The sequence below is a fragment of the Streptomyces sp. NPDC059850 genome (genome assembly GCF_042731515.1).
Lineage (GTDB): Bacteria > Actinomycetota > Actinomycetes > Streptomycetales > Streptomycetaceae > Streptomyces.
This window is the reverse complement of record NZ_JBHWJI010000014.1, coordinates 91,202-110,153: the sequence shown is the minus strand read 5'-3', so window position 1 is coordinate 110,153 and position 18,952 is coordinate 91,202. Positions and strand designations below refer to the sequence as shown.

14 protein-coding genes and 1 pseudogene are annotated in these 18,952 nt (G+C 73.0%); 9 read left to right on the top strand and 6 right to left on the bottom strand.

The genetic code is table 11. From position 1 onward, the window contains the following. Window positions 1-4 precede the first annotated feature (4 nt). From ACFV9T_RS14120 to ACFV9T_RS14100, 5 genes and pseudogenes are all read left to right on the top strand, one after another. Window positions 5-646 (top strand): annotated as a pseudogene (locus tag ACFV9T_RS14120) (phosphoribosyltransferase); the annotation flags it as partial. 17 nt (window positions 647-663) lie between these two features. Then, a complete protein-coding gene (locus ACFV9T_RS14115; protein ID WP_385439764.1) occupies window positions 664-954 on the top strand; it encodes a DUF1876 domain-containing protein in 291 nt (96 codons plus the stop codon). Window positions 955-1,095: 141 nt separating this feature from the next. Next, window positions 1,096-1,842: a DUF4232 domain-containing protein gene (locus ACFV9T_RS14110; protein WP_385439762.1), complete on the top strand. Its 747-nt coding sequence runs from the start codon at window positions 1,096-1,098 to the stop codon at window positions 1,840-1,842. Window positions 1,843-1,945: 103 nt separating this feature from the next. After that, window positions 1,946-2,122 (top strand): hypothetical protein, encoded by a 177-nt coding sequence (locus ACFV9T_RS14105; RefSeq protein ID WP_385439759.1) that lies wholly within the window; start codon window positions 1,946-1,948, stop codon window positions 2,120-2,122. Beyond that, on the top strand, window positions 2,119-3,912 hold the full coding sequence (locus tag ACFV9T_RS14100; RefSeq protein ID WP_385439756.1) for an HEXXH motif domain-containing protein: 1,794 nt from the start codon (window positions 2,119-2,121) through the stop codon (window positions 3,910-3,912). The genes ACFV9T_RS14105 and ACFV9T_RS14100 overlap by 4 nt, the downstream gene beginning before the upstream one ends. Window positions 3,913-3,925: 13 nt before the next feature. On the opposite strand, the gene fxsT is transcribed toward ACFV9T_RS14100, so the two are convergent. The 4 genes from fxsT to ACFV9T_RS14080 all read right to left on the bottom strand — a co-directional run bounded on the left by fxsT (window position 3,926) and on the right by ACFV9T_RS14080 (window position 12,210). Next, window positions 3,926-8,284, bottom strand: coding sequence for an FxSxx-COOH system tetratricopeptide repeat protein (gene fxsT / locus ACFV9T_RS14095; RefSeq protein WP_385439754.1), 4,359 nt, complete (start codon window positions 8,282-8,284; stop codon window positions 3,926-3,928). Continuing rightward, window positions 8,281-9,471 (bottom strand): AAA family ATPase, encoded by a 1,191-nt coding sequence (locus tag ACFV9T_RS14090; protein ID WP_385439753.1) that lies wholly within the window; start codon window positions 9,469-9,471, stop codon window positions 8,281-8,283. Before ACFV9T_RS14090 ends, fxsT begins: the two co-directional genes overlap by 4 nt. Further along, window positions 9,468-10,916 carry a hypothetical protein gene (locus ACFV9T_RS14085; RefSeq protein WP_385439750.1) on the bottom strand — a complete coding sequence of 483 codons (1,449 nt, stop codon included), beginning with the start codon at window positions 10,914-10,916 and terminating at the stop codon, window positions 9,468-9,470. Before ACFV9T_RS14085 ends, ACFV9T_RS14090 begins: the two co-directional genes overlap by 4 nt. A gap of 193 nt (window positions 10,917-11,109) precedes the next feature. Continuing rightward, on the bottom strand, window positions 11,110-12,210 hold the full coding sequence (locus tag ACFV9T_RS14080; RefSeq protein ID WP_385439748.1) for a hypothetical protein: 1,101 nt from the start codon (window positions 12,208-12,210) through the stop codon (window positions 11,110-11,112). Between the two features lie 128 nt (window positions 12,211-12,338). Between ACFV9T_RS14080 and ACFV9T_RS14075 the strand changes: the two genes are divergently transcribed. After that, window positions 12,339-12,683 carry a hypothetical protein gene (locus tag ACFV9T_RS14075; protein ID WP_385439745.1) on the top strand — a complete coding sequence of 115 codons (345 nt, stop codon included), beginning with the start codon at window positions 12,339-12,341 and terminating at the stop codon, window positions 12,681-12,683. A 28-nt stretch (window positions 12,684-12,711) separates the two neighbouring features. Here the strand turns inward: ACFV9T_RS14075 and ACFV9T_RS14070 are convergent, their stop codons facing one another. After that, on the bottom strand, window positions 12,712-14,517 hold the full coding sequence (locus tag ACFV9T_RS14070) for a sigma-54-dependent Fis family transcriptional regulator (RefSeq protein WP_385439742.1): 1,806 nt from the start codon (window positions 14,515-14,517) through the stop codon (window positions 12,712-12,714). Window positions 14,518-14,662: 145 nt separating this feature from the next. On the opposite strand from ACFV9T_RS14070, the gene ACFV9T_RS14065 reads away from it, so the two are divergent. Together ACFV9T_RS14065 and ACFV9T_RS14060 are read left to right on the top strand one after the other, a co-directional pair. Continuing rightward, on the top strand, window positions 14,663-16,453 hold the full coding sequence (locus ACFV9T_RS14065; protein ID WP_385439740.1) for an FAD-dependent oxidoreductase: 1,791 nt from the start codon (window positions 14,663-14,665) through the stop codon (window positions 16,451-16,453). 250 nt (window positions 16,454-16,703) lie between these two features. Next, a complete protein-coding gene (locus ACFV9T_RS14060; RefSeq protein WP_385439738.1) occupies window positions 16,704-17,627 on the top strand; it encodes a YceI family protein in 924 nt (307 codons plus the stop codon). Window positions 17,628-17,687: 60 nt separating this feature from the next. On the opposite strand, the gene ACFV9T_RS14055 is transcribed toward ACFV9T_RS14060, so the two are convergent. Continuing rightward, complete coding sequence (locus ACFV9T_RS14055) at window positions 17,688-18,272, bottom strand: MmpS family transport accessory protein (RefSeq protein ID WP_385439736.1); 585 nt, start codon at window positions 18,270-18,272, stop codon at window positions 17,688-17,690. 163 nt (window positions 18,273-18,435) lie between these two features. Here ACFV9T_RS14055 and ACFV9T_RS14050 point away from each other — a divergent pair, with 163 nt between their 5' ends. After that, the gene (locus ACFV9T_RS14050) at window positions 18,436-18,915 is read left to right on the top strand and encodes a hypothetical protein (RefSeq protein ID WP_385439733.1); all 480 of its coding nucleotides are present in this window, start codon (window positions 18,436-18,438) and stop codon (window positions 18,913-18,915) included. The last annotated feature ends 37 nt before the right edge of the window (window positions 18,916-18,952 follow it).

Genomic DNA, 18,952 nt, shown 5'->3' with positions numbered 1-18,952 from the left:
AGCGATGATCTTCACTGACCGGGTGGACGCCGGACGGCGCCTCGCCGAGCGGCTGCGGCCCCAGGCCGAGGAGAAGCCCGTGGTGCTGGGGCTGCCGAGGGGAGGGGTGCCGGTGGCCTTCGAGGTGGCCCGGGCGCTGCGCGCACCGCTGGACGTGATCATCGTCCGTAAGCTCGGCGTCCCCTTCCACCGCGAGCTGGGCTTCGGCGCCATCGGCGAGGGCGGGGTACGGGTCGTCCACGAGGCGATCATCCGGATGAGCCGGGCGGACGAGGAAGAGATCGCCGAGGTCGAGCGGACCGAGCAGGCCGAGCTGAGCCGCCAGGCGCGCCGGTTCCGCGGCGACCGGCCGCGGATCCCGGTGGAGGGCCGTACGGCGATCATCGTGGATGACGGGATCGCGACCGGCGCCACCGCCCGCGCCGCCTGCCGGGTCGCGCGGGCCCAGGGAGCGGCCCGGGCCGTCCTGGCCGTGCCCGTGGCGCCGCCGGACGCGGTCGCCTCGCTGCGCGAGGACGCGGACGAGGTGGTGTGCCTGTCCACGCCGCCGGACTTCTCCGCGGTCGGCGAGTGGTACGAGGACTTCTCCCAGACCGACGACGCCGAGGTGATGGAACTGCTGACCAGGTCGACCGGACAGCACGGGGAGGCGCATCCTGGAAGGTGACGCAGGAGGTGATCGTGATGGAGACGATCGTGGGATGCGACATCCAGATGGAATTCCGTGAGATCGGTCCGCTGACCGAGGCGGTCGTCCGGCTGCGGATGCACGACGGCACCGAGATGCTCGCCCAGGGCCGCGCGAACCGCAACCCCGACGACCCGGCACAGCCTCGGGTCGGCGAGGAGATCGCGGCGGCGAGGGCGCTGAGCAACCTGGCCCACCGGCTGATCGGCAAGGCGGGCGGCGACATCGAGGAAGTCACCCACAGCAAGGCACACCTGGTGATGTAACCGGCCTGGTGCCGTTGGACCGGCGGCTCCCCGGTGGCAGCCAGGTCACCGGGGTGCGGCGGAGACATGCGGAGACATAAGGGCGTCCAAGCGGGGAAAGGGGAGCCGAAAGAGAGCGGACACGACCCCGGGAGGTCGCTCATGGCGCACCGGAACGAGATGACGACGCCGAGGCCCCGGCGGTCCCGGCGGTGGCGGTTATGCGCGCTGCTCATCGGAGCGCTGTCCGTGGTGACGGCCTGCGGCGCCGACACCGGGGGTGAGGTGTCCGCGCGCCCCGGCTCCTCCGGCGCACCGGACGGCACACGGTCCGCGGCGCACACCGGGCGCACGGCGCCACCCGTATCGCACCCCGCAACGTCGCGCATCGTCACGCACTCCCCGTCCACATCCGCGACGCACTCCGCGTCCACATCCGCGTCCGTCTCCGCCTCCGCCACGGTGGCGAGCAGCGGCGCCGCGCCGCGGCCCGGTGCCCGGCGCGTCTGCTCCACCGAACAGCTGCGGCTGACCCTCGGGCGCAAGGACGTGGGCGCGGGCAATGTCTATATGCCGCTGGTGCTCACCAACAAGTCCACCGGCACCTGCACCCTCACCGGCTTCCCCGGGGTCTCGCTGCTGGACTCCGCCGGTTCCGCGATCGGCGACCCCGCCACCCGGCGCGGCGGGTCGCGCTCCACGGTCTCCCTGGCGCCGGGCGCCAGCGCCTCCGCGATGCTCCACACCCTCAACGTGGGCACCTCCGACACCCCGTGCCGCCGCGCCCCCGCCCGCATCCGGGCCTACCCGCCGGACTCCTTCACCTCCATGACCGTTCCGGCGCGCTCCTTCCGCGTCTGCGGTGGCGTATTCGAGGTCGAAGCGGTCCATTCCGGAAAGGGCGCCTGAGGCTTCAGCTGGCCGTGTTCACCCTTTCGCAATCAATAGGGGTAGGTCACCATAGGGATGCCTCACGTGAGTCGGTGTGGAACGTCCGGAGGAGGGCGGTGTCATGGAGCGAGTCGCGACCGAGGTCGAGACGGAGCTGCTGGACCTTTCGGGAGCGACACTGGAAGACCTCGACCGGGACGAGGGGGCGGTCGAGGTGGCGCTGCGGCTGATCCGCGCCGTCCGGAACCCGGCGACATCCGCCAGCTCCTCCGACGCGCAGCAGGGTTGCATTAGTTGACGGACTCCCGCCACCACTTATCGGCGCAGTGCTTCACCGAGCTGGCCGTGGGTTCGGGAAGCGCGTCATCCGTCGCCGAGCTGAGATCGGGTCAGCGCAGCCGCGCGATGCTGCTGTTGCGGGCGCTGGTCGAGGTGGCCGCCGCGCACCCCGCCCTGCCCGGCCCGCTGCCGCCCGCCGGGGAGGCCTGGCGGCTGCTGATCCGCGCCGAGCGCCGTTCCCCGGCCGCCGTGGAGCGGCTGTTGCTGCATCCGCAGACGGGGGTGTGGCTCAGCCGGTGTCTGCGGCGGCTGCGCGGGCAGGAACCGGCGGACGCGCCGCTGTGGAGCGAGACCGGCTATCTGTACGCGATGGCGGCCTCGGCCGCCCTCCTCGCGGGCATCGACTTCCGTATCGCGGTCGTGGTGCGCGACGGCGGGGTGATGCTGCCCGCGCTGGGCTTCGCCCTCGTACCGGACCGCGCGCCGGACCTAGCCGAGGTGGTGGGTACGGCGGAGGGGACGGCCGCCGTGGTGGCCGGGCCGCACACGGTGCCGCTGCCCGCCTCCGGTTTCGCGGACGACGCCCCAGGATGGCACGGCCTGAGACGGCTGCGCGGTGACCACCGGGGGCACAGCTGCTCGCCGTTCCTCGACGATCTCGACCCCTATCGCGACTTCTTCTGCCGCAGACCACCGGACCGGCTCACCGACGACGCGTGGAAGCACTGGCAGGAACGTTTCGCGGGCGCCTGGCGACTGGTCGCCGAGCAGCGCAACGTGGACCCGTCGGGGCTCGCCGCCTGCATCGCCTCCGTGGTCCCCGTACCGTACGCGGCCCACCCCGAGCCGTTCAGCGCCTCGTCCCCGGAGGCATACGGCTGCGTCCTGATGGACGGGCCCGTGGACGAGCCGGACCTGGCCGCCGCGCTGGTGCACGAGGCCCAGCACATCAAGCTCAGCGCCCTGATGGATCTGGTGCCCCTGATCGAAGGGGGACGGGAGGAGGTCCACCACGCGCCGTGGCGGCTGGATCCGAGGCCGCTGCGGGGGCTTCTGCAGGGGGTGTACGCGTTCCTGGGCGTGACCGGCTTCTGGCAGGACCGCCTGCACCGTACGGACCACGGGCCCGATGGGGACACCGCCGCGTTCGAGTTCGCCCTCCGGCGGGAGCAGACCGCCCACGGGCTGGAGACGCTGCGCACCCACGCCGAACTGACGCCCCTGGGAGAGAGCTTCCTCGATCAGGTGGCGGAGCGGCTGGCCGACTGGCTCGCGGAGCCGGTCCCGTCCGTCCCCCGGCGGCTGGCGGCGGATCTGGTCGTCGATCACCGGCTCGTATACCGCATGCGCCATCTGCGGCCCGAACCCGCGCCGCTCGCCCGGTGGGTGGGGGCCTGGCGGACGCGCGGTACGCCGCCCCGGCAGGTGCCCCCCGCCTCGGTCGAGTCCGCCCCGGCGGAGGCGGTGCCACGGACAGCGCTCGCCAGGCTCCGGTTCACCGAACCGGAACGGCTCCGGGACGCACCGGAACGGCTCCGGGCCGGGCAGGGCTGCGACGGCGCCGATCTCGCCTGGGCCAGGGGCGACCGGGCGGCCGCGCTGCACGGCTACCGGGGCCGACTGGCCCGGGACCCGGACGATGTCGCGGCCTGGGCGGGCCTCGCCCTCACCCTGCCGGACGGGGCGGCCAGAGCGGCGCTGCTCCGCGCGCCCGAGACCGTCCTCGCCGTCCACCGGGCGCTGCGGGACGGCGGCGGCGAGGTGCCCGATCCGGTCGCGCTGGCGACCTGGATCGGGGACTCCCTCTGACGGCGAAGCGGCGTCAGAAGGCGATCGCCTCCACGTCGCAGTCGGCGCGGATGCCCCGGGCCGCCGCGACCGTGGCCGGGTGGTTGGGAGTCAGGACGGCGCGCATCCGGGCGAGAGTGTCGTTGTGCAGGTCCTCGGCGGACCGGCCCTCACCGAGCGCGCGCAGATCCCCGGACAGATTGACCGCGCAGGCCAGCGTGGTGGGGTGGTCCTCGCCCAGCCGTGACCGGCAGGCCGCGAGCGTCTCGGTGTCCAGGTCCCGCGCCTCCTGGTAGTCCGCCAGCGTGTAGTGGTCGCTGGCGAGATTGATCGCGCAGGCCAGGGCGATCGGATGGTCCGCTCCCAGCTGCTCGACCTGCACCGGGAGCGTCTCCTTGTTGAGCGCGAGCGCCGCCTCGGTGTCTCCCAGCAGCCGCAGCGTGACGGCCAGGTCGATGGCCGCGCTCAGCGTCACCGGGTGCCGTGGCCCGAGCACGGACCGCATGTCGTCCAGGCAGGTGCGGCCCAGCTCACGGGCGCCGTCGAGGTCGGCGGTCTGGCGCAGGTCCATGGTCAGGTTCAGCGAGGTCGCCGTGATGTGGAGGTTGGGCTCGCTGTAGCGCAGCCGGTACCGCTCCAGCACTTCCCGGGTGATCTCCAGCGCCCCCTCGTGGTCGCCCGCCTTGCGGCGCGCCACGGCGAGGTTGCGCAGGGCGAAGACGCCGATCGGCGCGTTCTGCGGAAGCTGTCGGCGGACCCGGGCGCAGGTCTGCTCCATCATGGTGCGGGCGGTCACGTAGTCGCCGCTCTCCCGGACGTCGATCGAGAGATTGGCCTCCAGCAGGATCGTCAGCAGCGAGTCCTCGCCCAGGACGACCTTCGCGACGGTGTGGGCCTTCTGGTCCACCTCGCGGGCGCGCGCGTAGTCACCGGTCGAGCGCAGCGCCAGGGCGTAGTCGTTCGCGGCGGCGATGGTGTACGGGTCCTCGTCGCCGAACAGCCGGATGGTCCGCCGCCAGCGGTCCTCCTCCAGCTCCACGGAGCGCGCGTAGTCCCCCTGGTAGCGGGCGTCTTTGGCGACCGCACCGATGGTGACCAGCGTGTTCTCGTGGTCGTCGCCGTGGCTGGCGCGGGTCAGCTCAAGCGTCCGGCTGTTCAGCTCGCTGGCCTGCTTGAACTGGCCGAGCAGGGTGAGGACATGGCCGAGCGTGCGGGAGATGGCGAGCGTCTCCGGGTTGTCCTCGCCGAGCGAGACCAGCCACTTGTCCCGTACCCGGCTGCCGAGTTCGAGAGCGCCCCCGTGGTCGCCCCAGACATGGAGGAACCGGACCAGGTTGCGCACCATCTGCCGCACCCATTTGTCGTCGCAGTCCATCGCGCGGGACGCCCGGACATGGGACAACAGGTCCGCGTAGCGGCTCCAGTTGGCGGGCGCGACGTCGTTGGGGTCACCGTAGGCCAGCAGCACATGGGCGCTGTGCCGCATGTCGGCCTGCTGCTGCGGGGACATCTGGCCGATCAGCACCGCCTGCACCAGCCGGTGCAGTTCGATGGTGTTGCTGCGGTGATTGATCTTGATCAGGGCGTAGCGGTTGATCTCCCGGATCGCATGACCGAGTTTGATCGGATCCTGAAGCACTTCCGACAGCTCGGGGGAGAGGGAGACACCCCGGATGCCCGAGAAGAGCCGCCGGGAAATGGGCTCGGGGGCGAAGAAGGAGCACATCTGCAGCAGCTGCAGCGCCCCCGGATGGTGCTCGGCGAGGCGGCGCAGTGACATGTTCCAGGCGGCGGCGACCGGTTCGGGATAGTCGACCGGAACCCCGGCCGCCAGCAGCTCGTTGCGGCGGGTGCTGACGTCGGCCCGCTCGTCCTCGAAGACCTGGAGATACTCGTCGACCGGCATACCCGTCTCGGTCAGCCACGCCGCCGCCTGCTCGATCGCCAGCGGCAGGTCGCCCAGGGTCTCGGCGACCCGGTCGGCCTGCTCGTGCGGCAGCTCCGGCCCCCGCCGCAGCAGGAGTTGGATGCTCTCCTCGCGCTCGAAGACATCCACCTCGACGGTCCGGGCGGCCCGCGACCACTGGGCGTTCCGCGACGTCACCAGGATCCGCCCTGGTCCGCCCGCGGGGAAGAACGGCCGGACCGTCTCCAGCTCCTCCGCGTTGTCGAAGACCAGCAGCCAGTTGCGGCAGGGGCGCCCGGTGCGCAGCGCGTCGAGCACGGTGGGCACCGCCGTGTTCGCCTCCATGCCCGCCTGCAGCCCGAGCCGGTCGGCGAGCTGCACCAGCGCCTGGCGGATCTGCTCCGGGCGCTCCGCCGGGATCCACCACACCGCGTCGTAGTCCGCGGAGTGCGCATGCACGTATTCCAGGGCGATCTGGGACTTTCCGACTCCGCCGAGACCGTGCAGTGCTTCGGGGAGCACGGCGGCCGTACCCTCGCTGCGCAGCCGCTCGTGAAGGGTGTCGAGCAGCGTTCGCCGTCCGGTGAAGTTGTTGTTCCGGGGCGGCACATTGCCCCAGATGGACGGGGGTTCCCCGGCGCGGCGCTCCTCCACGGCGGGCAGGGACCGGGCAGCGGTCACGGACACGAAGGTTCCTCTCGAATGCTCGCCCGCCGTACCCGGCGTGCCGTGCGCCGGCGGGGATGGTGAATCGTCGGCTTGGGACGACGGACGGGATCGGGGAGTCATGGAGTCAGTCACGGCAACCTCAGGGACCACATTTCCCCAATGGGGTACGTCTTCAAAGGGATCCGGACGGCTTTCGCCCGTGCGGGGGAGCGCTTGACGCGCGAGGACAAGGGCGCGAAAGGAGCGCGCGCCTTCGAGGTAGGGCCCGGAGAGCGCCTGGTAGACCTGTTCCTGAAGGCGGATGTACGGCATCAGGCGGTCGGTGTCGGGCAGGTCCCGCACCGGCCCCGAGGGATGGTTGAGCAGATCGCGCAGCAGATGCAGCGGCTTCCAGCGGCGGCCGAGCCGGTCCAGGACGCTGCGCAGGGTGTACAGCGACTCGTCCCGTAACCCGGCGGACAGCAGCAGCTCCCGCACCCCGTCGTGGAACTCGTAGCCGATTCCGGTCTCGTCCAGCGGATCGGCGGTGCCGACCTTGCGTAACAGCCCGCCCAGCAGGATTTCGGCCAGATCGCCGGGGCTGCCCTCCGGCTGGTGGATCCCCTGGACGAACTCCATCACGGGAATGTTCAGCGGCGCCGCCGCGAGCCGGGCCGCGAGCCGGAAGGCGCTCGGCGAGGCGGTGGAGCGGAACCGGAACACCCGGTCCCAGGCGCTGGGTTCCGGCCGTGGATCCCAGGGCTCGGCCTCCGCCCCGGGCAGCAGGGCGAGGGTGTCATGGCCCCGGTCGGACGGACGGCCCACCAGCCGCGCCCAGTTGCCCAGCCAGCGCGCGTCCAGCTCCAGCACCGGAACCGGCGGTTCGCCGCCCGGCCAGGTGCCGCCGTCGCCCCGCCGCCAGGCGCCGTTGGGCGCGCCGGGCTCGGGGACCCGTACCCGGACCCGCTCCGGCGCGATCCCGGTGTGGTGCCAGCGGCCCTGGCGCAGCACATGGAGCACGGCGACCGACGCGCGCCGGGCCCAGCGCCCCAGGGCGCGCTGGGCGCTCTCGTCGCCCCAGGCCGCGCCGATCCCGTCGGTGAGCACCAGCACCGCCCGCTTCCCGCGCGGCGCCATGCCGTCCACCGGGGAGTCGTGGCCTTCGGGTATCGGGAGGTCGGTGTTCATCCGGTGCACCCGGACGTCCCGGAAGGCACCCGTCCGCTCCAGCACGGTGACCAGCCGCGCCGCCGTACGCCGCCACACCACCATCGAACTGCCGCAGTCCAGCACCAGGACCGCGTCCATCCAGCGCTCCCGGACGGGCGCGAACTCCGGCAGCCACAGCCCCTCGCGGGCGGCCCGCTCGGCCGTGGCCTCCTCGTCCAGCTCCAGCGCGACCGGCGAGGGCGAGGTGCGCTTGAGGGGGCGCAGCGCCCGGGAGAGCGCGCGCTCGGCGACCAGCGGTCCGGCGGCGGTCGGCCGGGGCGCGGGCACCATGACGTCGGTGACCAGCGCCGGTTCCGTCCCGGCCGGTTCGTCCGGGGCGCCCGGGGCGTCGACGAGTTCCACGGGCCACGGTGCCGAGATGGCCGGTTCGGGCACGGACTCGGGCTCGGGCCGGGGCCCGCCCTCGTCCTCCGGCGGCGGTTCGGGGGACTGGTCGCCCGTGGGCGGCGGGGACTCCGGGGGCGCGGGGAGCGGGCCGGGCGCCGGATGGCCGGGTCCGCGCTCCGTTTCGGCCGTGCAGACGGTCAGCCAGAAGGCATCGGCGATCTGCTGCCAGTCGAGGTCCTGTGGGCCGTGCTCGCAGGACCCGCCGCCTGGGTCGTCTGTCATGTCGAGCCTGCGGCGTCCAGCCGGTGCCAGACAGCGCGCAGCAGCTCCTCCCACTCGGGCCCCGGAGCCTCCGAACGGGCCGTCACCAGATACACCGCGTTGAGCAACTGATCGGCGGCGAGACCGCCTTCGTGCCGACTGCGCTCCAGGAACACATCGATGAGTTCCCGGGCGCGCGGGTCGTCCGCTCTGCCCAGATGCGCGGCCACGATCGCGGCGAGCCGGTCGGCGTCCGGGTCGGGCAGCCGCAGCTGGAGACAGCGGCGCAGGAACGCGGGCGGGAACTCCCGCTCCCCGTTGCTGGTGATGACGACCACGGGGAAGGCACGGCAGCGCACCCGGCCCGAGGCGATAACCGTGCTGCGGTCGGGGTCGTCGGTGAGGACCGATACGGCCGGGCGCCGCCTGCGCAGGCGCACCAGCTCGGGGATGGAGTACTCCCCGGCCTCGAAGATGTCGAGGAGGTCATTGGGCAGATCGATGTCGCTCTTGTCGAACTCGTCGATGAGCAGGACGCGGGGGAGGCGGTGCGGCAGCATCGCCGTGCCCAGCGGGCCGAGTTGGAGGAAGTCGCCGATGTCCTCCGGTCCGGGTTCGTGTCCGTCCTCCTCCGCCGCCGCTCCGGCCGCCGCGGCGTGCACGCGGCCGACCGCATCGTAGCCGTACAGACCCGACCGCAGGGTGGAACGCGTGGTGATCGGCCAGCGCAGCACCCGGCCCAGGCCCAGCTCCCGGCTGATGCGGTACGCGAGCGTCGACTTGCCCGTGCCCGGGCGGCCGGTCACCAGCAGCGGGCGCCGCAGGATGAGCGCGGCGTTCACCACGTCCGCCTCCTCCGCCTCTGACCGCAGGCCGAGCGGGGTCGCACCGAGGCGGCGGACGGCGTCCTGGGCGTCCTCCGGCGGCGCCGGGGGCTCGGTCGGCGGCTCGTCCGGGTCGGATAACGCGCCGTCGGGACCGTCGGCGCCGTAGCCGTCCGGCGGGGAGGCCGAGACCCCGCCGAAGGTGCGCCAGGGCGGCGGGGGCGGAAGGATGTCCTCCAGGCTGACGTCGTGCAGCGGGCGCCCGGTGCCCTGGTAGATCCACCAGGGGCGCGGTATGCCGGACGGCAGGGGACTGGAGGAGGAACCGGGTTCGCCGCCCGGGATCCGTCCGTTGTGCCGCCGTGCAGGCTCCGCCTCGCTCATCGACTGCCCACCCCCTCGTCCGGCCCCGTCATGCGTCCTTGCGTCTCCACGGGGCGGGTCGGGTCGTCCCAGACGAGCACCACATGCTGCCCCGGGTGATGCTCCCGCTCCGCGGAGTCGATCGTATGGGCGTCCAGACGTAACTTTGTCACGGCTTCGCGGAGCCGTGCCAGGTCCCCGCTCGCCTCGTCCGGTTTTTGTCTCAAGTGCTGGACGAACGCCGGATCCCGGGTGGCGCGGCGGTCCCACGCCACCAGCGGAATTCCGGCCCGCCAGGCCGCCAGTGCCTCGTGCGAACCCTCACCGGCGCCGCCCGGCGGCGAGCCCAGGATCAGCGCGACGACGTGCGGATCCGCCTGGAGCCGGGCCAGCAGCGCGGCCGGATCCCCGGAGCGCGGACTGTCCGGATCCTGGCCCTCGACGACGAGCTGCCGGGCCATTTCCGGCCGTCCGGTGAAGAGTTGCCAGCGCTGGTTCCACGGTCGGTGCCAGCGTCTGGTCTGGCTCCGCTCCAGACTGCGCACCACCACCGGATAGTCCATGCACAGTGGAGTGGCCAGCGCGCTGTCCAGTTCCTTGCGCCACAGATGGACCGGCAGATTCAGGTCATCCGGGCCCAGCAGGAATTCCAGATGGATGCACCGGGCGTCCTTCCACTCCTCCTCCGCCGCGTACACCAGCTCCTGGACGGCCCGTTCGGCGGTGGCGGCGGTGACCTGGGTGACCGGGCCACGGGCCGGATACCAGCCGCTCGGGTCGTAGCTGTGCCAGGACGACAGCTCGTAACGGCCCGGCTCCTCCTGCGGCAGCAGCCGGATCACCAGGTACGCGTCGTCCGGGTCGGCCGGGGCGGCGTGCCCCACCTGCTGGCGCAGCGACCTCAGCTGCGAGGTCAGGTCCAGCTCCCGCGCCTGCTCATCGGCCCAGGCCCGCAGCGCGTCGGCCTTCCGCAGCGGCTGGGCGGACGCCGCCAGATACTCGACCAGGGCGAGCCCCGGCGGCAGCCCGTCGGGCCGCGCGTTCATCCGGCTCAGCTCCTCGAAGGCGTGCCAGGGGCCGGTGACCGCCGGGACGTCCTGCAGCGGACCCGCCGCGGCCCGGCACAGCTGGCCCAGCTGCCCGAACTCCAGATCCTCCAGCAGCGACCGCAGCCCGCCCGCGGCCGGTGTGGGCAGCAGCGGTTGGGCCGTCATCTGCTCGACGACCGAGTCCAGGTGCTCCATGGCGTCCGTGCCCGGCGCCATGACCGCGAGCGAGGCGCGCAGCGCGCGCATCATCCGTACGTTCTCCAGGCACTCCCGGGCCAGCTCCACCAGGAAGTAGTCGGTGACGCGGTGGCCGCGCACCGGGACGGACGCCAACTCCATCTCCATGGCGACCAGATCCAGACACAGCGCCCGGGAATCCGGATCCGTCAGACAGCGGAACTCCTTCAAAGCCGACACCAAATGATGGACCGATCTGAGGCCGCCTTCCCGCATGGCCGCCATGCCGTGCCTCCCCCGTACCGCATCACCGGTCCCCGCCGCCGATGATCCCGCCGGAGACCCTGTCACAGGCGTGCGCCGCCCGCGCGGACTCCGGACAACTTGTATGCCCCGCACGCCCCCGGCGACACCCTTCCCGCGCCCCTGCGGGTCAGCCCAGGCCCAGTTCCCCGATGCGGCGGGCGAGTTCGGCCGCCGCCGGGTCGTCCGGGGCCAGCACCTCCAGGACGGACACCAGCTCGCCCAGCGCCCGGTGCGCCTCGCACGTACGCAGCAGGGCCAGCGCCTCCGCGCGGCTCGCCGACTGGCGGCTGACCGCGGTGCCCACGGTGGGCAGCTCGTCGAGCAGCTGCTGCCAGCGGCCGGGCGAGGACAGACCGGGGACCTCCAGCAACAGCCCGGCGAGGCCGCCGAGTTCCTGGAGGGAGAGCTTGCGGGGACGCGGGCGCGGTACGAGGGCGTCGGGCGTCGTGCCGGGGAGTCGCCCGATGAGTTCGAAGGCGAAGGCGGCCGCGTGCCGGGAGGCCACCGGCTGCCAGTGCTCGTCGTGCGCCTCGCCCTTGTCGCCCAGCAGATCGGAGATGCCCCGGATCACCAGCGCGTCCAGGTGCTGGTTGACGTACGCGCCCGCCAGGAAGCCGAAGCCCTCCATGTCCACCGCGACCGTGTCCCCGGCGACGGCCGCGAGCCGCAGGCCCACCTCGGAGCGTTCGTGCCCCACCACCCGGCCGCCCGCCGCGAGCGGCTTGACGTGCGCGCTCGGGCGCCGCGCGGCGCCGCCGGGCAGGATCCGCCGCTGCCAGTCGTCGGCCGCGGCGACACTCCGGGCCAGCTGCACGAGCCCGTACGCGGGCTGATGGGTCTTCTGCCGGGGCGCGAACCCCGACTCGGTGTCCTTGCCGGTCTCGTAGTCGTACACCGCGTCGGCGGCCACCACATCGCCCAGCACCACATCCTTGACCCCGCCCGCCACCCCGACGAACAGCACCGCACGCGGCGCGAAGAGCGCCGCCGCCCGCTCGACCAGCGCCGCCGCGCCCGGATTCCCCGGGCCCGTCATATGGATCGCCACCTGACGGCCGCCGGGCTCCGCGCCGGAGCGGAAGACACCGGTCTCGAACAGGGAGCCGCGCTCCGCCCGGACGGGGCGCGGATCGTCCAGATGCGCCCGTACGGCCCGGTACTCGATCTCCAGCGCGGTCAGCACGACGACATCCGCCCGCCCCGCGCCCCCGGTGCCGCCAGCCCCCATGGTCCCCCCTTGAACAACGACGTGCACAGGACGACCTCAGAGCCTACGTCGAACACAGGATCTGTCTATCTGCCGCCACTTGCCCGGTGGACAATCGGGGAGTTGGCTTCCACGTCAAGGGGGACGGGATGAACGCACGCTTCACACGCTTCGCGCTGGTCGCCGGAACGGTCGCCGTGACCGTGCTGGGCCCCACCACACAGGCCCAGGCACTGCCCGCGTGCGCGAGCAACGCGATCTGCCTGTGGCGGTTCCAGGACGGGACGGGCGAGCTGTACACGTGGCGGGGCGGCTACGTGGACCTGCCCAGCCGGTTCGTGGACCACGTGGGTTCCTTCCGGGCCAACCGGACCGGCGCCTTCATCGACTGGGCCTCCGGCAAGGAATGCCACTCGGTCCGCAAGGGCGACTACGCCAGCAACTACAGCGGCCGGTTCGGCGCGAAGATCGACGCGGTGGGCGACACCTGCTGATCCCCGCCCCGGGCGTGAAGCGTCGTCGTCACGAGGGCTGGTCCGCGCCCAGGGTGCGGAGTTTGCGGTAGAGGGTGGCCCGGCCTATGCCCAGTGACTCGGCCGCGCGGGCCTTGTTGCCGCCGTGGCGGCGCAGCGCCTCCAGGATCGCGGTGCGCTCGGCCCGTTCCATTCCGCTGAGCCGCCGCGCGGCCGGTGGCACCCGCAGCCCCGGTGGCAGTTCCCCGCGCCGTACCGGGCCGGTGGCGCAGCGGTGCTCGGCCACTTCCCGTACCACCTGGGACAGTTCGGCCACGTTGCCCGGCCAGCTGTGCTGTTCCAGGGCCCGGCGCGCGTCCAGGCTCCAGGACAGCGGCGGGTGGCCGGGGGAGGGGCGCCCGGCAAGGCCCGGCAGCAGTACGGGGATGTCCTCGACGCGCTCGCGCAGCGGCGGCAGGACGACGGAACGGGCCGTCAGCAGGTCCAGCAGCCGCCGCAGACACGGGCCGACCCGGGTGCCCGGGGTGTGCGTCGCCGTCAGCGGCACCTCGGGACGCCGCGCCAGCAGCGAGAGCAGCGCGGCGACATCGGGCTGGTCCAGCCGCTCGGCGTGGAGCAGGAGCAGCGGGGGCGCGCCGGCCCCCTCCGCCACGGTGTGACACCAGCGCGGAACGTCGCCGGGCGCGCCCTCGGCGGCGTCCACCACCAGGGGCGCGGTGGCGCCGCGCCACGCGAACAGGGCGCGGGCGAGCGAGGACTTGCCGACGCCCGCCTCCCCGGTGAGCAGCAGCGGTTCCGCCGCCCGGGCCAGCCCGGTCGCCCGCGCGACGGCCACCCGCCACGGCCCCGACGTACCGGCCAGCCCCGGCAGCCGCTCCCGGCCACCGCCCCGGCCCGCCGTACGCTCCGTACCGGCTGGGGCACCCGGGTGGGCCACCGCGACCGCGCCGATGACCTCGTCCTCGTGCACGACCGGTGTCATACGGACGACCAGCCCGGCACCGTCCGGCACCGGGAACTCCCGCGCCTGCCGCCCGTCCGCCGCTCCCGCGTCCCGCAGCAGCGCCGTGGCCCGGCGCTCCAGCCGGGTCAGCGTCTCGTCCGACAGCAGCCGCGCGGCCCTGGAGCTGACGATGCGGCTGCTGCCGTCGAGCGCCACCACCGCGCGCCCCTCCGGCGCCTCCCGCAGATACGCGTCCAGCAGCAGCCGCTCCGGGGGCCGGGCCCGGCCCAGCAGCTCCCTCTCGACGGCGAGCGCGGTGGCCTCGGCGAGCGCCGTGCCCGGGTGGGGCGCGCGGTCCTCGCGGACCCGGGCCAGCGCCGTGACGGTCCCGGCCGGGCGGCCCGCCCCCGGTTCGTACACCGGGACGCTGACCGCCGCCACCTCCTGCCACAGGTCCAGGACGTGTTCCGGGCCGTGGGTCTCCGCCCGGCGGCCGAGGCGCAGCGCGAGCACCACGCTGTGGTGTCCCACCGCCCGCTCGGACAGATCGTGGCCCGCCTCGGGCGCGGGGCCGCCGCCCGATGGGTCGCCACTCGACCACAGCACCCGGCAGCGGGCATCGGCGAGGACCAGCGCCGTGTCGCCGCCGTCCAGCGTGGGCAGGATGCGGTCGAGCACCGGGCGGGCGGCGGCCAGCAGCGGGGAGTGCGCGGGCACGGGGGCGTACGGCGGCGTCACATCCCGCCGTACGCCGAGGAACCGGGCCCGCCGCCACGCCTCGGCGAGGTCGCCGGGGACGCCGGGGACATCCTCGCCCGGCGGCCGCCCGCTGAGGAACGCCTCACGGGCCCGCCGCAGCGGGGCGAGAGCCGGGGCGCGCTGGGCGGCCGGGGTGTCGTTGTCGCTCGTCACAGCGACCTCACCGTATACGGCCCGGGTGTCTCGTATTGAGACACCTCCGCCGCCCGCTCCTGAATCAAGATCATCAACGCTGGCCGGAGAGCGGCGAACCGCGCCCTCGAAACGCGTCCGGCCGCCAGGAGAGGAGCCCTACGCAGTGGACACCGTCGAGACCGACGTGCTGATCGTCGGCAGCGGCCCGGCCGGAGCCGCGACGGCGCTCGCCCTGAGCACCTACGGCGTGCCCAACATGGTGGTCACCCGGTACGGCCGCCTCGCGGACACGCCCCGCGCGCACATCACCAACCAGCGCACCATGGAGGTGCTGCGCGACCTCGGCGTCGAGGAGCGGGTACGGGAGCGGGCCACCCCGCAGCACCTCATGGGGAACACCGTCTTCTGCACCAGCCTCGCGGGCGAGGAGCTGGGGCGGCTGCGCTCCTGGGGCAACGACCCGCGCGTTCAGGCCGAACACGAACTGGCCGGTCCCAGCGCCATGTGCGACATGCCGCAGCACCTCATGGAACCGATCCTGGTGGACGCCGCCGTCGCCCGGGGCACGGCGCTGCGCTTCGACACCGAATACCTCGCCCACGAGCAGGACGCCGAGGGCGTCACCGTGACCGTACGGGACCGGCTGCGCGGCGACACGTACCGCATCCGGGCCCGCTACCTGGTCGGCGCGGACGGCGGGCGCAGCCGCGTCGCCGAGAACGCCGGGCTGCCCACGGTCGGGCGGATGGGCGTCGCGGGCAGCCTCAACATCGTCTTCGAGGCGGACCTGACCGCCCTCACCGCCCACCGCCCCTCCACCCTCTACTGGGTGCTCGCGCCCGGCGCCACCGTGGGTGGCATCGGCGCCGGGCTGGTGCGCTGCGTACGCCCATGGACCGAGTGGATGGTGGTGTGGGGGTACGACCTGGAGGCCGGGCCGCCGGACCTCACCGAGGAGTACGCGCTGTCCGTGGTGCGGCAGCTGCTCGGCGACGACGAGATCCCGGTCCGTATCACCTCCACCTCGGCCTGGACCGTCAACCACCTGTACGCCGAGACCTACGCCGACCGGCGGGTGCTGTGCGCGGGCGACGCCGTCCACCGCCACCCGCCGTCCAACGGCCTCGGCTCCAACACCTCCATCCAGGACGCGTACAACCTCGCCTGGAAACTCCGCCACGTCCTCGACGGCACCGCCGCGCCCGCCCTCCTGGACAGCTACTCCGCCGAGCGGGCCCCGGTCGGGCGGCAGACCGTGGAGCGCGCCAACAAGAGCATCGGCGAGACCGCGCCGGTCTTCGAGGCGCTGAACGTGCTGTCCACCGCCGACCCCGACCAGATGTGGCGCAATGTCGCCGCCCGCAAGGACGCCACCGCCGAGGCCGAGAAGCAGCGGCAGCGGCTGCGGGAGGCCATCGCCGCCAAGGTGTACGAGTTCAACGCGCACGGCGTGGAGATGAACCAGCGGTACGCCTCGGACGCCGTCGTCCCCGACGGCACCCCCGACCCCGGCTTCGCCCGCGACCCGGAGCTGTACCACCAGCCGTCCACCCGGCCCGGCGCCAAGCTGCCGCACGCCTGGGTCACCCGGGGCCGCGACCGCCTCTCGACCCTCGACCTCGGCGGCCGGGGCCGGTTCACCCTCTTCACCGGCATCGGCGGCGACTGCTGGCGGCAGGCCGCCGAGGCCGCGCGCCGCGAGCTGGGCATCGAGGTCGCCACCGTCGTCATCGGGCCCGGCCAGGAGTACGAGGACCCCTACGGCGACTGGGCGGGCTTGCGCGAAACCGGGGACGGCGGCGCCCTGCTGGCCCGCCCCGACAACTACATCGGCTTCCGCCACGCCACGGCCACGCCGGACGCCGCGGATCTGCTGACCGGCGCGCTGAGGCAGATTCTCGGCCATGCGCGCCCGGCTCCCGAGGCCTCCGAGGCCCCCGAGGTGGCCGACTGACGGAGCATGTGCACGACTGGTGTACGACTGGTGCACGCCATTACCCTGACCGGCGCCCTTCAGCTCGACACCCGTTACGGTGTCAGCAACCCCTTCCGTCCCGCCGACTTCGACTTGGTGCTGTCACGCGCCGCCGTATGAGTGGTGGCGCGAACGCGGCTGTTGGCCGATACAACCACCTCTGATGGGTGACGTCCCCCAGCGCCCTCCATCATGGGGAGACCCCGTTACCGAGAGAAACCTTAGAGAGATGACTGCAACACCCCTCGCACTGCTCCGGCGCATGCGCCCCAAGCGCCCGAACCGTGGACCGGGCCTTCGCCTGCCCATGCCCGTCGGCGCCGGTGCGTTCAGCTGCGAGGTCCTGGACCCCGTCGGCGAGCCGCTGGGCGGCGTCGAGGTCACCATCACCGCGACCCGCGGCGCGGGCAAGCAGGCGGTCAAGGCCACCACCGACCCCCACGGGCTCTTCGTGGCCACCCTGGAGCCGGGCGAGTACTCCGTGCTCTTCACCGGCAGCGGCCTGACCCCCCATCGCCTCACCACCGAGGTCCGGCCGGGCGAATGCGGCGAACCCCACCGCATCCCGATGCAGCCCTCGCAGCAGCTCGAACTCCCCCCGCCGGGCACCTGGCTGTTCGACCCCCCGCACACCGCCATCCGCTTCATCGCCCGCCACGTCGGCATGGCCAATGTGCACGGCCGCTTCACCCGCTTCCGGGGCGGCATCCACGTCGCCGAGCGCATGGAGGACTCCCGCGTAGAGGTCCTCATCGACGCCTCCAGCATCTCCACCGGCAACGCCACCCGCGACAACCACCTGCGCTCGGCCGACTTCCTCGATGTCGAGAACTTCCCCGACATCCACTTCGCCAGCTCCCGCTTCACCTGGCGCAGCGGCGCGAAGTGGAGCCTCCAGGGCCCCCTGACGATGCACGGCGTCAGCCGCTCGGTCACCCTCGACACCACCTACCTCGGCGCGGTGAACGGCGGCTACGGAGAGGAACTCCGCTGCGCCGCCCACGCCAGCGCCGAACTCCACCGCGAGGACTACACCCTTAACTGGCGCAACATGCTCGCCCGCGGCATCGCGGTCGTCGGCCCGACGGTCAAGCTGGAACTCGACATCCAGGCGATGTACCGCAACCACGACACCCCGACCCCGCCGGAGTAACTCCCTCGCACACCCCAGCGGGGCCCGCCACCCCGGCGCGCCCCGCTGCCCCCGCTCTCGTCAGTCCCAGCCGCCGGAGAAGTCGCCGTTCAGCTGGGCGGAGCAGATGTTGTATTCGCCGCGGGCGTGGCCGGTCTTCGTCTGGCCGTCGATCGTGACGGAGCAGCGGATGTCGCCGCCGCCCTGGAGCTGTGCCGAGATGTGGTAATAGAGCGCGTCGTCCTGGGTTTTCAGCGTCTTGGTCATCGGCAGACCGCTGCCGTCGAGGTTTTCGCTGTCGCTGCCGTAGGTGATGTCCGCCCCGGCGGGGGCGGTGCCCCAGACCTTGAAGACGGCTGTCCCGGCGGGTGCCTCGTCGCTCTCCGTCGCCTTCGGCTTGGGCTTCGGCTTGGCGGTGACGGTCTTGGTGACCGTCACGGTGGGGGCCGGTTCGGCGGCGTCCTTGATGTGGGCGGGCTTGGCCGTGACCGTCACCGTCACCTTGGGGGTGGGTTTGTCGGCGCTGGCCGACTTCGTGTCGTCGCCCTCGGCCGAACCTATGCCGACTCCGACGAGGAGCAGCGCGGCCGCGGCCGGTATGGCGATGCGCTTGCGGGCCCATCTGGGGCGGGCGGGTGCCGGTGATGGCTGGTTATTCCAGGACATTGCTCCCCCTTGCGTGAAACTCGAGGAGTTGACCATAACCGCGCTGGTTGAAAAGTGAAGAGGTTGTGTGTGAATGAAGGTCAAGTCGTAATGAACCTGTTCATCCAGTGACTTCGGCACCCCGCCGGGACCCCCCGCGCGGTGGCGCGACATGATGGCCGGTATGGCTGTACACCCTCCCGCCGAGACGACCACCGAACCCCTCCCGCCGCGCGCTGTCATGGGGACGGTGTGGCGTGCCGTCGCGACTCTGGTGGTCGTCCTCGGGTTGTGCGGCGGTGCCGCCTGGGTGGACACGACGATGCACCGGGACGGGCTGCCCGTCGCGCTGCCGAGCCAAATCGCGGCCCTGCTGACCCTCGCGGTGGTGGCCACGTGGCTGCGGGTGGGAACCACCTTGTGGGCCGTGGTGCCCGCCCTGGCCGCCGCCTTCGGCGGCATCATGGCCGCCGCACTGCTGGACGCGGGCGCGCTCGACGGCGGACGGCTCCACCGGGACGTCCTCACCGGCTCGCCCTGGTCCCAGGCGCAGTCCGGGATCGTGGCGGCGGGGCTCCTCGTGGTGGTTCTCGGTGTCGCCCTGGCCGCCGTACGGGGGCATCGGCATCCACGTTCGTTCAGGACGGCGCAGGCGACCTCCTAGCGCCACCTCCTGCGGTGGGCACGCGCCCGCAGGGCAT

What these genes read in the sequence shown, in the direction of transcription:
- fxsT (WP_385439754.1), bottom strand. Translation starts at nt 8,284, where the DNA reads ATGACAGACGACCCAGGCGGCGGGTCCTGCGAGCACGGCCCACAGGAC.
- ACFV9T_RS14110 (WP_385439762.1), top strand. Translation starts at nt 1,096, where the DNA reads ATGGCGCACCGGAACGAGATGACGACGCCGAGGCCCCGGCGGTCCCGG.
- ACFV9T_RS14080 (WP_385439748.1), bottom strand. Translation starts at nt 12,210, where the DNA reads ATGGGGGCTGGCGGCACCGGGGGCGCGGGGCGGGCGGATGTCGTCGTG.
- ACFV9T_RS14090 (WP_385439753.1), bottom strand. Translation starts at nt 9,471, where the DNA reads ATGAGCGAGGCGGAGCCTGCACGGCGGCACAACGGACGGATCCCGGGC.
- ACFV9T_RS14055 (WP_385439736.1), bottom strand. Translation starts at nt 18,272, where the DNA reads ATGTCCTGGAATAACCAGCCATCACCGGCACCCGCCCGCCCCAGATGG.
- ACFV9T_RS14060 (WP_385439738.1), top strand. Translation starts at nt 16,704, where the DNA reads ATGACTGCAACACCCCTCGCACTGCTCCGGCGCATGCGCCCCAAGCGC.
- ACFV9T_RS14050 (WP_385439733.1), top strand. Translation starts at nt 18,436, where the DNA reads ATGGCTGTACACCCTCCCGCCGAGACGACCACCGAACCCCTCCCGCCG.
- ACFV9T_RS14075 (WP_385439745.1), top strand. Translation starts at nt 12,339, where the DNA reads ATGAACGCACGCTTCACACGCTTCGCGCTGGTCGCCGGAACGGTCGCC.
- ACFV9T_RS14105 (WP_385439759.1), top strand. Translation starts at nt 1,946, where the DNA reads ATGGAGCGAGTCGCGACCGAGGTCGAGACGGAGCTGCTGGACCTTTCG.